This is a genomic window from Pseudomonas sp. o96-267 (genome assembly GCF_003935465.1).
GTDB classification, from domain to species: domain Bacteria; phylum Pseudomonadota; class Gammaproteobacteria; order Pseudomonadales; family Pseudomonadaceae; genus Aquipseudomonas; species Aquipseudomonas sediminis.
This window is the reverse complement of record NZ_RHQP01000034.1, coordinates 47,078-58,350: the sequence shown is the minus strand read 5'-3', so window position 1 is coordinate 58,350 and position 11,273 is coordinate 47,078. Positions and strand designations below refer to the sequence as shown.

The following is an 11,273-nucleotide window of genomic DNA, read 5'->3' as shown; positions in this document are numbered from 1 at the left end:
CGCTGAGTTCGGTATAAGACATAGGGGCAGCACCGTACCGGAAAGGTCAGGTGTTGCACTCAGTTTTTGCCGCCGCCCCACCTTAAGTCCAATGACCTCTGATCGGCGCATCCCAGTAAGGCATAGAAGAAGCACGATACACGCATCGATCAGAGAGACAACAACGCTAATCACAGCAGTTTGATTTATATACTCCCCCTCATCATTCTCATGCGTTCTTTCCTTGATTTCTATTCCCCACCAGGGAATACCGCTATCTAGTAACTTAGGTTTATAATCCCTAAATCTTTTAACTCCCTCAACGGACGCCGTTGACACGCCAAAATTTATCGCGGCAAGCTTTTCGGGGTTCTCAAAAGCGCCTACTATGGTTGGCGCAAAATTTTTATACAGCCAAAGGACGTCATCGCTATAGTTTTCAACAAACCCCACACAGTATCTAAATATTTCTGCATAGTCATCGAGCGGAATGGGTTCGAAAGGTCGACAGGACTCGTCGTATTCTCTTCTATATTTGGCGACAAGCTCTTTAGTTACGTATGAATCGTATAGTGAGTACTCTGGCGGAAGCATACCCATCGATGACACGCCCTGCCAGAAGGACATTAAGTAACAGAATTCCCACTTAATCCCAGATGTGGGCAGCGACTCTATATAGTGCTCCACACTCGACTTGGCCAAATCATTCACCGTCCTAAAATCTGGTGAATTTTCTGAACCTAAATATAGACCTTCGGCATGAAACAACCCTACGAGTCTTAATACTTTTGTTTTATCTGTCTCAAGAGATGTATAAGCATTAATACGACCACGAATTCCGAAATGCGGTACACGGTAAAATAGTAGCGCCCTAGCAATATTCACCCAATGTTCGTGTCCTACTCCACAAACATTCACGCCATACATATTCACATAGTCAAAATTGATACGTATGGGAGACCTATAAGGGGAGGGGTAATCCCCAAAATCCCAAACCGGATCGCCGAAAGAGCTTCTAGGACTTACCCTAATATAACTCCACTCGTTCTTATCAATTCTGGAAAGATTGAGTAAATTTACACTATCGCAAATGATCCCAAGTGAAGAGTCGCCACTCAGAACCTCATCATCTTCTTCAGTAGCGATAGGCTCTGACTCTTCCTCGTGACAACCCAGTCCATTCCTTATTTCTTCTAAAACGGCTTTTATTTGGTCACGTGTTGGAGTTGTCATGAGAGCCCTATCATTGTCAATGGCAGTGCAAAACCGTTATGTTCCGATCGATCTATTGCCTCAGCAACCTCAATCGGATCCCCCCAGCCCTCTAGAACCCCCTTCCACGCTAAATACTCAGCGCGATAGCTTTTCTCCCATTCTAAGGGATTTAACCGCTCCCTCAGACCGTCAAGGTCGGAAATTCTTCTTGCAATAAAAGGTAATGCTTCTTTGAAGATCACACACTGTGAGCATAACGGGCAACGATTGAAGTAGTTGCAAGGCGTATCCGTTCTAAGAAAACTTTCAGCGCCTGGCCAATCTGGTCGTCTTGAATTTAGACAACTTGCAATGAATGTCTGACCTTCCGGAGAAAGCAACTGTATTACCGAATCTTCAGAAGAATTCAGCCTACCGACTAATGGTGCAACAACTGATCGTAGTTCTTCTTTACTACCGCAGCGTAGAGTGGCTTCACGCAGCTCAACCAAAGACACATCTGTAAGAAGATTTGCTGAGTAACGCCTAAAATCTTCTTCATGCTTTCTCTGAATCTTCCTTAGACGCTCATTTAATATTTCTGCCGACCCCCAGTCACTATCATAATGATTCACTGTGGTATCGATATCCGAATGCCCCATCATTGCCGAAACTTCGTCTATATCTAAACCCTGTTCTCTCCGTCGAGTTTCGTAAGTAGTTCGAAGACGTTTCGTTTCAATTCTGGGGGATTTGGTATCCGTATCCAATTTTATGCGGTGGCGATGTAGAAACTCCGTTGATGCGTGCCCAAAATTCGTAGTGGTCACCGGCGTGCATAAGCGACCAAACTTATTCCACAGATTCTTCGAAATGACACACTGAAATAATTTACCCTTTAAATAATGAGGCGACGACAAATGCTTGGTTACTTCAGCGGCAACAAAGCGCAAGATCTGATACGTGCCAAACTTATCTCGCTTGTTTGATCTATGCATTTGGCTTTTGTCTGACCGTCCCTTGTACCCATAAATAATCACATAGTCATCATCCAAAAGGTCCTCCTCAATATGGTCGTCTAGGTTATCGCTTATCGATACCACAACCTCAAAGTTCCAGCCCGTCTGCAACATCACGAAGAGAAAGAATGGGAATATAGTTCCCATTGTGAAGGCTACTCTGCTGATGTATGCCATTTGACCTACTTCATAGGGTAGGTGCTCTGGCCCAACCCTCATATACATCAAGGCCGACCGTAATTTTTTTTCCAGCGTAGAATATTTTTTGTTTGTTCCGTGAGCGGTGTTTTTACTCCACTCTGTGGAAAAGAGATGTCCAGCTTCCTCGAAGCTCACTTGCATAGGCCAATCTGGATAAAGTCTTCCTACATTTGCAGTTGCAATTCGCCCAGATTCTTCTCGATCACAGCCATACACCATTCCCCGTTCACTGACCTCAGTACCAACTACAGGGCGACCTTTAGCCGCCAGTTCATGGGCGCGGGCTCGGTAAATGCCCAGAAACTTCTCTATACTTATTCCATTTGCCCGTATGTATTCTTTAACATCTCCAGTGGAGCGTATAACCCACTCAAACCCTTTAATGTGTGTCGCCTTGATTGACCCGTTGGATCTTTTAGTTTGCTCTTTTACAACCAGATCAAACATCAGGTTTTCTAATGAAAGATCGTATGCCAGAATTGGCTTCCCGCCTTCCACTACACCGTTGTAACTCTCCATCCACTTCATAATAAACTTAATATCGATCAGGCATCCCTCCACAAGCTTATTATGAATCTCCCTGCTGTATCCTTCTGTTACTTGCTCGTTCATCCCCGGTCCAGTCGGCCATTCAAACCCTTTGCCGACCCAGCTCTGCCCTTTATATTTATTCTTCAACGAAAGGAAGATATTTTTTAATGCGCCGTATCTTTTTCTATTTACGGTGCGACCTGGATACGAACGAATTAGAAATGACCTAAAATTCACGCATACCTGCCCATCGACATCAGCAACACCTTTGACTGATTTATTGATCGGCTCAGCGCTATTAAGAAACAGCACAAACTCTTGAATTGAGTAATAGATGTCTTGATGGGATTGATATGTGATCAATCTCTTTGCGGAATGGAGCTGCGCACCTATAAGTAACTGCTGGACAATTAATTTATGGTGCGGATACTCAGTGACAAGATCTGTGAAGTCACGGACGTATTCCCTTGTGCCAGTAGTCTTGTTTCGGACAAGCAACCCTTGAGCTGAAACATCGACTTGTCCCCTAGCAGTGCTTCTTTCTTGAATCGCTTGGGGGGTGTTTTCTGGGAGCTTTCGCTGGAGGGTCGGTCGTTCTCGCGACTCAAGTGCAGACTTGGAGAAAGGCTTGCGTGGCATCTGATGTCCATTTGGATGGGTCTATAGCCAGCAATATCAAGGATAGCTAGACACTCTGGCCATACATTTCTTTGTCAACGATAACGTGCTCACAGCCACGGTAGGGGTTCACCGAACGGTCGAAGCCGACATCCGGTGAGTTGTTGCGGGTGATCGCCGTCTTCGCCTGCTCCTTGCGCACTTCGGTGGCGCGGCTCTGTGGGGTCTCGTCCTGATACCAGCCGTCGTCTTCCTGCTCCGAACGGGTCGGCGCATAACGGTTGTGCGGATTGCTGGCGGTACCACGGCCACGTGGCGGCAGGCTGATGGACATGCTCGGACTCCAAAATATACTGTATAAAAATACAGTTATTTGAAGCGCAAGCAAGTCCCTTCTGTCGCGGTGTCGATCAAACGGTCGCGATCTGCGGCGCTTCCTCGCGCTTGGCATAACGCTGCGCCAGCACCGCGCAGACCATCAGCTGGATCTGGTGGAACAGCATCAGCGGCAGGATCAGTACGCCGATGGCGCTACCGGCGAATAGCACCTGGGCCATCGGCACGCCGGTGGCCAGGCTTTTCTTCGAGCCGCAGAAGAGAATGGTGATGCGGTCCTCCAGGCTGAAGCCCAACCATTTGCCCAGCAGGTGGGTCAGCACCAGGGCCAGTGCCAACAACACGCAGCAGGCGGCAATCACCAGCAGCAGGGTGGTCAGCGGTACCTGCTGCCACAGGCCGCCAATAACGGCGGCGCTGAAGGCGGTGTAAACCACCAGCAGGATCGAGCTCTGGTCGACGTATTTCAGCCAGCTCTTGTTCTGGTTGACCCAACCGCCGATCCAGCGCTGAGCGATCTGGCCGAGAACGAAGGGCAGCAGCAACTGCAGACTGATTTTGCCGATGGCATCGAGGGTCGAGCCGTTGTCGCCGTGCACGCCCATCAGGAAGGCCACCAGCAGCGGGGTGAGGAAGATACCCAGCAGGCTGGAGGCTGCAGCGCTGCAGATCGCCGCCGGGATGTTGCCGCGCGCCAGCGAGGTGAAGGCGATGGCCGATTGCACGGTGGCCGGCAGGGCGCACAGGTAGAGCATGCCCAGGTACAGTTCTTTGCCCAGCAGCGGCTCCAGAGCCGGCTTGAGTGCCAGGCCGAGCAGCGGGAAGAGGATGAAGGTGCAGGCGAACACTAGCAAGTGCAAACGCCAGTGTCCGGCGCCGGCAAGAATCGCCTGGCGCGACAGCTTGGCGCCGTGCATGAAGAACAGCAGGGCGATGGCCAGGTTGGTGATCCACTCGAAGATCGTGGCGATCTGGCCGCTGGCAGGCAGCAGCGTGGCGGCGAGTACCACGGCGAGCAGGGTCAGGGTGAAATTGTCGGGCAGCAGGCGGCGCAGGAACATGGCGAATCTCGGACTTGCGATACAGGAGGCCGCCAGACTATCGTCATCGAAAATTTCCGGCTAACGCTAAAGAGCCAGCAAGTGTCGACAAACAGACAGCCCGCCACCCTGCATCGCAGCCTGCCCGAGCTGCCGAGCCTGCCTAGGCCACTCTATGGCCGCACCGAATCGCTGACCAACCGCGCCCTGACCTTTCGCCATACGCACCCCTGGGTGCAACTGTCCTACGCTATCGCCGGGGTACTCGAGGTGCAGACTCTTGGCGCGCGCTTCGTCGCTCCGCCACAGCGCGCGGTGTGGGTACCGGCAGGTGTCGAGCATCAGGTATTCAGCTCGCCGCGTACCGAGATGCGCAGTCTGTACATCGACGGCAGCGCGGTGCCCTGGGGGCCGGCCGAATGTCGAGTGCTGGCGGTCAGCCCGCTACTGCGCGAGCTGATTCGCGGCTTCAGTGCGTTACCGGCCGAGTATGACGAGCAGGGTGCACCTGGCAGGCTGGCTGCGGTGTTGCTGGACGAGCTGCGCGCTGCACCGGACGTGGCGCTGATGCTGCCGTTGCCGCAAGACACGCGGCTGCGCGAGGTGTGTCAGGGGCTGGAGGATGCGACGCTGCGTCAGCTGGGGCTGGCCGAATGGGGCGAGCGCCTGGGAGTGTCGGAAAAGACCCTGAGCCGGTTGTTCCTGCGTGAAACGGGCCTGAGCTTTCGCGTGTGGCGCCAGCGCCAGCGGCTGCTCGATGCGCTCACCCCGCTGGAGCAGGGCGAGCGTGTCACCGATGTGGCGCTGGCCTGCGGCTATGACTCGCTATCGGCGTTTATCGCTGCTTTTCGCCGCCAGTTTGGTGCGACTCCCGGGGAGTTTTTTTCGTGAGTAAAGTCAGGTGGGTGCAACTCGCCTGCACCATTGGCGCTCGGCGCCGCTAACCCACCCGAGAATGCCCGGACTAGCTGGGCTCGCTCGGCTTCTTCAGCTTCGGATTGGGAAAGAACTGCACCGCCTGCACGTTGGGGTCGGCCGCCTTGGGCTTCAGGCCGCTGACGTTGACCCGCGTGGGGATCTCCTTGGGCACCGAGTTGCCGCGTGCGTCGAGAGTGTCGGCATAGCCGCACTTGACGCATTCACGGTGCGGCACGCCGTCGACGTTCCACATCTTGATGCTGTCGGTCTCGCTGCACGCCGGGCACACGGCGCCGGCGATGAAGCGTTTTGGCGTGCTGTTCACCGGGGCGTCGCTCATGCGGCCTCCTGGCTCAGGCCGAGGTGGCGCAGCAGGGCGTCGATGCTCGGCTCGCGGCCACGGAAGTCGACGAACAGCACCATCGGCGCCTGCGAGCCGCCACGGGCGAGGATCGCTTCGCGGAAGGCGCGGCCGGTATCGGCGTTGAACACGCCTTCTTCCTCGAATTTCGAGAAGGCATCGGCGCTGAGCACTTCGGCCCACTTGTAGCTGTAGTAGCCGGCCGCATAGCCACCGGCGAAGATGTGTGCGAAGCCGTTGGCGAAGCGGTTGTAGGCCGGTGGACGCAGCACCGAGACTTCGCTGCGGATCGCCTCGATCACGTCCAGCGCGCTGCGGCCGTCGCCGTGGGTTGCGTGCAGCTCGAAGTCGAACAGCGAGAACTCCAGCTGGCGCACCATCATCAGCCCGGACTGGAAGTTCTTCGCCGCCAGCATCTTGTCCAGCATGGCCTGTGGCAGCGCCTCGCCGGTTTCATAGTGGCCAGAGATCAGCGCCAGGCCTTCCGGCTCCCAGCACCAGTTCTCCATGAACTGGCTCGGCAGCTCGACCGCGTCCCAGGCCACGCCGTTGATGCCCGAGGCGCCGGCGTGCTCGACGCGGGTCAGCAGGTGATGCAGGCCATGGCCGAACTCGTGGAACAGGGTGGTGACCTCGTCGTGGGTCAGCAGCGCCGGTTTACCACCGACCGGCGGGGTGAAGTTGCACACCAGGTTGGCTACCGGGGCGATCAGTTGGCCGTCGGCGGTGCGGCGTTTGTCGCGTGCGCCGTCCATCCAGGCGCCGCCGCGCTTGTTGGCGCGGGCGTAGAGATCGAAGAAGAAGCGGCCGACGTGCTGGCCATTCTCCTGAATCTCGAACAGGCGCACATCCGGGTGCCAGGTGTCGAAGCCTTTCAGCTCATGAATCTCGATGCCGTAGAGCTTCTGCACGATGGCGAACAGGCCGGTGAGCACCTTGTCCACCGGGAACCAGGCGCGCACTTCTTCCTGGGAGATGCTGTAGCGCTGCTGGCGCAGGCGCTCGCTGTAGTAGCCGACGTCCCAGCTTTGCAGGTCATCCAGGCCCTGCTCGGTGGCGAAGGCTTTCAGCTCGCTCAGATCCTGCTCGGCGAAGGGCTTGCTGCGTACCGCCAGATCGCGCAGGAAGCTCAGCACCTGATCGGTGTTCTCGGCCATCTTGCTGGCCAGGCTCAGTTCGCTGTAGTTGGCGAAGCCGAGCAGGCGTGCCAGTTCCTGACGCAGGTCGAGAATCTCGGCCATCAGCGGGCCGTTATCGTTCTGCCCGGCGTTCGGCCCCTGGTCGGAGGCGCGGGTGCAGTAGGCGGCGTAGACCTCTTCGCGCAGGGCGCGGTCGTCGGCGTAGGTCATCACCGCGTAGTAGCTGGGGAATTCCAGGGTGATCAGCCAGCCGTCCAGGCTCTTGGCCTCGGCGGCCTGCTTCATCTGCGCCTTGGCCGAGTCGGTCAGGCCGTTCAGGCGCGTCTCGTCGGTGATGTGCTTGGTCCAGGCCTGGGTAGCGTCGAGCAACTGGTTGGAGAATTTGCTGGTCAGCTCGGACAGACGCATCTGGATTTCGCCATAGCGCTTCTGCTGCTCGGCCGGCAGATCGATGCCGCTCAGGCGGAAGTCACGCAGGGCGTGTTCGAGAATGGTCTGCTGCGCCACGTCGAAGCCTTCGGCTGCCGGGCTCTTGGCCAGCGCGTCATAGGCCTCGAACAGCGGCTTGTTCTGGCCCATTTCGGTCCAGTATTCCGACAGCTTGGGCAGGCAGGCCTCGTAGGCCGCACGCAACTCGGCGCTGTTGCATACGGCGTTGAGGTGGCTCACCGGGCTCCAGGCCCGACCCAGGCGCGCGCCCAGCTCGTCCAGCGCCAGCACCAGACCATCCCAGCTCGGATTGGCCTGCTGCGCCTCGAGCAGTTTGGCGATGGCGGTGCGGCTGTCCGCCAGAATCTGGTCGACGGCGGGCTCGACGTGTTCCGGTTTGATCTGCGAATAGGGCGGCAGGTCGAAGTCTTGCAGCAGGGGATTGTTCGCGGTCACGACGAGGCACCTGTGGCGAATGAATGTGGGGTTGCGGCGCAGAGCAGTAATAATTCTGGCGCGATAGCAACCGACATGGGGGTGATCTTAATTAGAATCAAGCTTTCCCGCAGCCCAGGAGATTTCTATCGTGGCGATTCGTACTTACCAACAAGCCACTCCACAGCTTGGCGAAAGGGCTTTCGTCGATGCCAGCGCCGTGGTCATCGGCGACGTCGAACTGGGCGAGGACAGCTCGGTATGGCCGATGACCGTGATCCGCGGCGACATGCACCGCATCCGCATCGGTGCGCGCACCAGCGTGCAGGACGGTAGCGTGCTGCACATCACCCACGCCGGGCCGTTCAACCCCGAGGGCTACCCGCTGATCATCGGTGATGAAGTGACCGTCGGGCACAAGGTCACCCTGCATGGCTGCACCCTGGGCAACCGCATTCTGGTCGGCATGGGCAGCATCGTCATGGACGGCGCGGTGGTCGAGGACGAGGTGATCATCGGCGCAGGCTCACTGGTGCCGCCGGGCAAACGCCTGGAAAGCGGCTACCTGTACGTCGGCAGCCCGGTGAAACAGGCCCGCCCGCTGACCGACAAGGAACGCAACTTCTTCAGCTACACGGCCGGCAACTACGTGAAGCTCAAGGACCTGCACTTGGCTGAAGGCTACGACCAGTGAGCGATGAACTGATCATCCGGCCCATCGAGGCAGCCGATTTCGACCAGGTCTGGCCGATCATCCGTGACGTGGTGCAGGCGCAGGAAACCTACGCCTTCGACCCGAACATGGATCGCGAAACGGCCTGGAAAACCTGGGTCGAACTGCCCCGCGCGACCTTCGTTGCCGAACAGGACGGGCAGATTCTCGGCACCTACTACATCAAAGCCAATGCCGCTGGGCCGGGTGATCACGTATGCAACTGCGGCTATATGACCGCCCCGGCCGCCCGTGGCCGCGGCATCGCCAGCCGGCTCTGCACTCATTCGCTGCAGGTGGCGCGCGAGCTGGGTTTCAGCGCCATGCAGTTCAACAGCGTAGTGGCCACCAACGAGGTCGCGGTGGCTCTGTGGCAGAAACACGGCTTCGCGATAGTCGGCACCTTGCCCAAGGCCTACCGCCACGCCCGGCATGGATTGGTGGATTGCCATGTGATGTTTCGTAGTTTGCTGGACTGATAAGCACGCGCTAGTAAGGCGGATGAGTAGCCTGGCGTCTGCATCGACTGCAGCACGCAAATGGGCTTTTGCACTTTCCAGCGTCAACAAGGTAGTTATTCTCCGACTACCTCCAACGGACTGTTTCGACGACAAGGATCGCCCCATGACCGAACCCAATCCCTTCGCTCCCGAACCGCTCGCACCGACATTGGGCGCAAGGCAACTGCCGGTGTTGCCGCTGCATCTGGTGGGTGTGGCGCTGCTGATAAGCGTGGTCAGCATCGCGGTCACGCTGATCGGGTGGCTGATGAACGATGTCGCCACCGATGCCATGTTCTGGCTGCGTTACGTCGCCAGCTACTGGCTAACCCATTTGCTGATGGCCGGGCTGGGTGTCTACTGGCTGGCTAATGTCTATATGGAGCGCCACAGCGTGGCGAGTTACCGGCAGCCGGCAGTGCTGTTGGTGAGCTATGGGGTGCTGTATCTGTTGCTGAGCTGGGGGCTGGGGTACGCCTCGGGGCATTTGTACATGTGGTTGTATGAACAGACGGATACCTACGGCAGTGGGCGCCTGCTGATGGGCTTCGGCTGGTGGGGCGTCGGTTTGTTGACCTTTTGCCTTGAGGTGCTGCTACCGCTCTGGCTGCTGCTGCACCTGTTTCGACACCAGGCCGAAGTCGTCGCTGACGATTTGCAGGTGCCGGGGGCGACACTGGCCTGGTGCTTCGCGCTGGCCGTCGTGGTGGCTTCCCTGCAACTGGCCGGAATGACCACCCAGCTGCTGAGCGGCATGGCCTACGGGTACGAGCTGCAGGGCTGGGAGGCACTGGTCAACCTGGTGAATGCCGGGCTGTATCTGCTGGTCGCGTTCTTCACCGCACGTGCGGCACTGCCAGCGCAGGTGCGAGGATTTAAGGGTGGACGGCTGGCAGCGGCGGTGGCGATCACTCTGTCATTGTGGATAGGCAGTGCACTGCTTTGCGGCATTGTACTGCTGGCGCTGCTTTGGCTTGGCCTGGGAAACAGCCTCGTATTGATGCTGCTCTTCAGCCTGCTGCAACTGGTGCTGCTGTGGCCATTCACTCGCCTCGGGCTGCGTTGGGGCTATCACGCGCAGGCCGCTGAGGCGTGAGCCAGCGGTAAAAGGCGGGTATCCTTCGCGGCTGTTTCGATTGCGAATAGGCGCCCGCCATGCATCACTCCACCATTCTCTTCGACCTCGACGGCACCCTGACCGACCCGCGTGAGGGCATCACCCGTTCGGTGCAGTATGCGCTGGCTAAGCTGGGCATCGACGAGCCGGACCTGACCGCGCTGGAGCATTTCATCGGCCCGCCCTTGTTGCAGTGCTTCATGGCCACCTACGCGCTGGATGAGGCCACCGGCTGGCAGGCGGTCAATCACTACCGCGAGCGCTTCCGGGTGACCGGGCTGTATGAAAACCGGGTGTTCGATGGCGTAGAGACGCTGCTCGAGGCGCTGATAGCGCAGGGCCGCACGCTGTATATCGCGACCAGCAAACCGACGGTATTCGCCGAGGAAATCGCCCGGCACTTCGGCTTCGACCGCTATTTCAAGCGCATCTATGGCAGTGAGCTGGATGGCACCCGCACCAACAAGGTGGAGCTGCTGGCGCATCTGTTGGAGTCGGAACGACTGGCGCCCGGCTCGGCGCTGATGATCGGCGACCGCAAGCATGACCTGATTGGCGCGCGCAGCAATGACTTGCAGGCGGTGGCGGTCGGTTACGGATTCGGTAGTCGTGAGGAGTTGCTCGGCGAGGCGCCGGACTTCCACTTCGAAACGCTGGAGGAAATGCGTCAGGCCTTCATCTGCTGAAACTGTAGGAGCGAACTCTGCTCGCGAATAAAAGCAAAAGCTTCGCGAGCAAGCTCGC

General features: G+C 57.4%; 10 protein-coding genes and 1 pseudogene. 5 read left to right on the top strand and 6 right to left on the bottom strand.

All coding sequences use genetic code 11. From position 1 onward, the window contains the following. From EGJ86_RS20380 to EGJ86_RS20365, 4 genes and pseudogenes are all read right to left on the bottom strand, one after another. On the bottom strand, nt 1–1,212 hold a 1,212-nt coding region (locus tag EGJ86_RS20380), incomplete at its 3' end, for a site-specific integrase (protein WP_177432893.1). Next, nucleotides 1,209–3,563, bottom strand: coding sequence for a site-specific integrase (locus EGJ86_RS20375; RefSeq protein ID WP_125836415.1), 2,355 nt, complete (start codon nt 3,561–3,563; stop codon nt 1,209–1,211). The genes EGJ86_RS20380 and EGJ86_RS20375, both read right to left, overlap by 4 nt. A gap of 85 nt (nt 3,564–3,648) precedes the next feature. Continuing rightward, nucleotides 3,649–3,876, bottom strand: a pseudogene (locus EGJ86_RS20370) (radical SAM protein); the annotation flags it as partial. A 76-nt stretch (nt 3,877–3,952) separates the two neighbouring features. Continuing rightward, complete coding sequence (locus EGJ86_RS20365; RefSeq protein ID WP_125836413.1) at nt 3,953–4,939, bottom strand: bile acid:sodium symporter family protein; 987 nt, start codon at nt 4,937–4,939, stop codon at nt 3,953–3,955. An 81-nt stretch (nt 4,940–5,020) separates the two neighbouring features. Between EGJ86_RS20365 and EGJ86_RS20360 the strand changes: the two genes are divergently transcribed. Beyond that, nucleotides 5,021–5,809 carry a helix-turn-helix domain-containing protein gene (locus tag EGJ86_RS20360; RefSeq protein ID WP_125836412.1) on the top strand — a complete coding sequence of 263 codons (789 nt, stop codon included), beginning with the start codon at nt 5,021–5,023 and terminating at the stop codon, nt 5,807–5,809. 73 nt (nt 5,810–5,882) lie between these two features. Here EGJ86_RS20360 and EGJ86_RS20355 read toward each other — a convergent pair whose 3' ends face one another. Both EGJ86_RS20355 and prlC read right to left on the bottom strand, forming a co-directional pair. Further along, nucleotides 5,883–6,176 carry a YheV family putative zinc ribbon protein gene (locus EGJ86_RS20355; protein ID WP_125836411.1) on the bottom strand — a complete coding sequence of 98 codons (294 nt, stop codon included), beginning with the start codon at nt 6,174–6,176 and terminating at the stop codon, nt 5,883–5,885. Further along, nucleotides 6,173–8,221: an oligopeptidase A gene (prlC, locus tag EGJ86_RS20350; protein ID WP_125836410.1), complete on the bottom strand. Its 2,049-nt coding sequence runs from the start codon at nt 8,219–8,221 to the stop codon at nt 6,173–6,175. The genes EGJ86_RS20355 and prlC overlap by 4 nt, the downstream gene beginning before the upstream one ends. Before the next feature lie 130 nt (nt 8,222–8,351). Between prlC and EGJ86_RS20345 the strand changes: the two genes are divergently transcribed. The 4 genes from EGJ86_RS20345 (at nt 8,352) to EGJ86_RS20330 (ending at nt 11,215) form a co-directional block, all read left to right on the top strand. Further along, nucleotides 8,352–8,894 (top strand): gamma carbonic anhydrase family protein, encoded by a 543-nt coding sequence (locus EGJ86_RS20345; RefSeq protein WP_125836409.1) that lies wholly within the window; start codon nt 8,352–8,354, stop codon nt 8,892–8,894. Beyond that, nucleotides 8,891–9,391, top strand: coding sequence for a GNAT family N-acetyltransferase (locus tag EGJ86_RS20340; RefSeq protein ID WP_177432891.1), 501 nt, complete (start codon nt 8,891–8,893; stop codon nt 9,389–9,391). The genes EGJ86_RS20345 and EGJ86_RS20340 overlap by 4 nt, the downstream gene beginning before the upstream one ends. Before the next feature lie 145 nt (nt 9,392–9,536). Then, nucleotides 9,537–10,508, top strand: coding sequence for a hypothetical protein (locus EGJ86_RS20335; protein ID WP_125836408.1), 972 nt, complete (start codon nt 9,537–9,539; stop codon nt 10,506–10,508). 59 nt (nt 10,509–10,567) lie between these two features. Then, nucleotides 10,568–11,215, top strand: coding sequence for an HAD family hydrolase (locus EGJ86_RS20330; protein ID WP_125836407.1), 648 nt, complete (start codon nt 10,568–10,570; stop codon nt 11,213–11,215). Nucleotides 11,216–11,273: the final 58 nt, after the last annotated feature.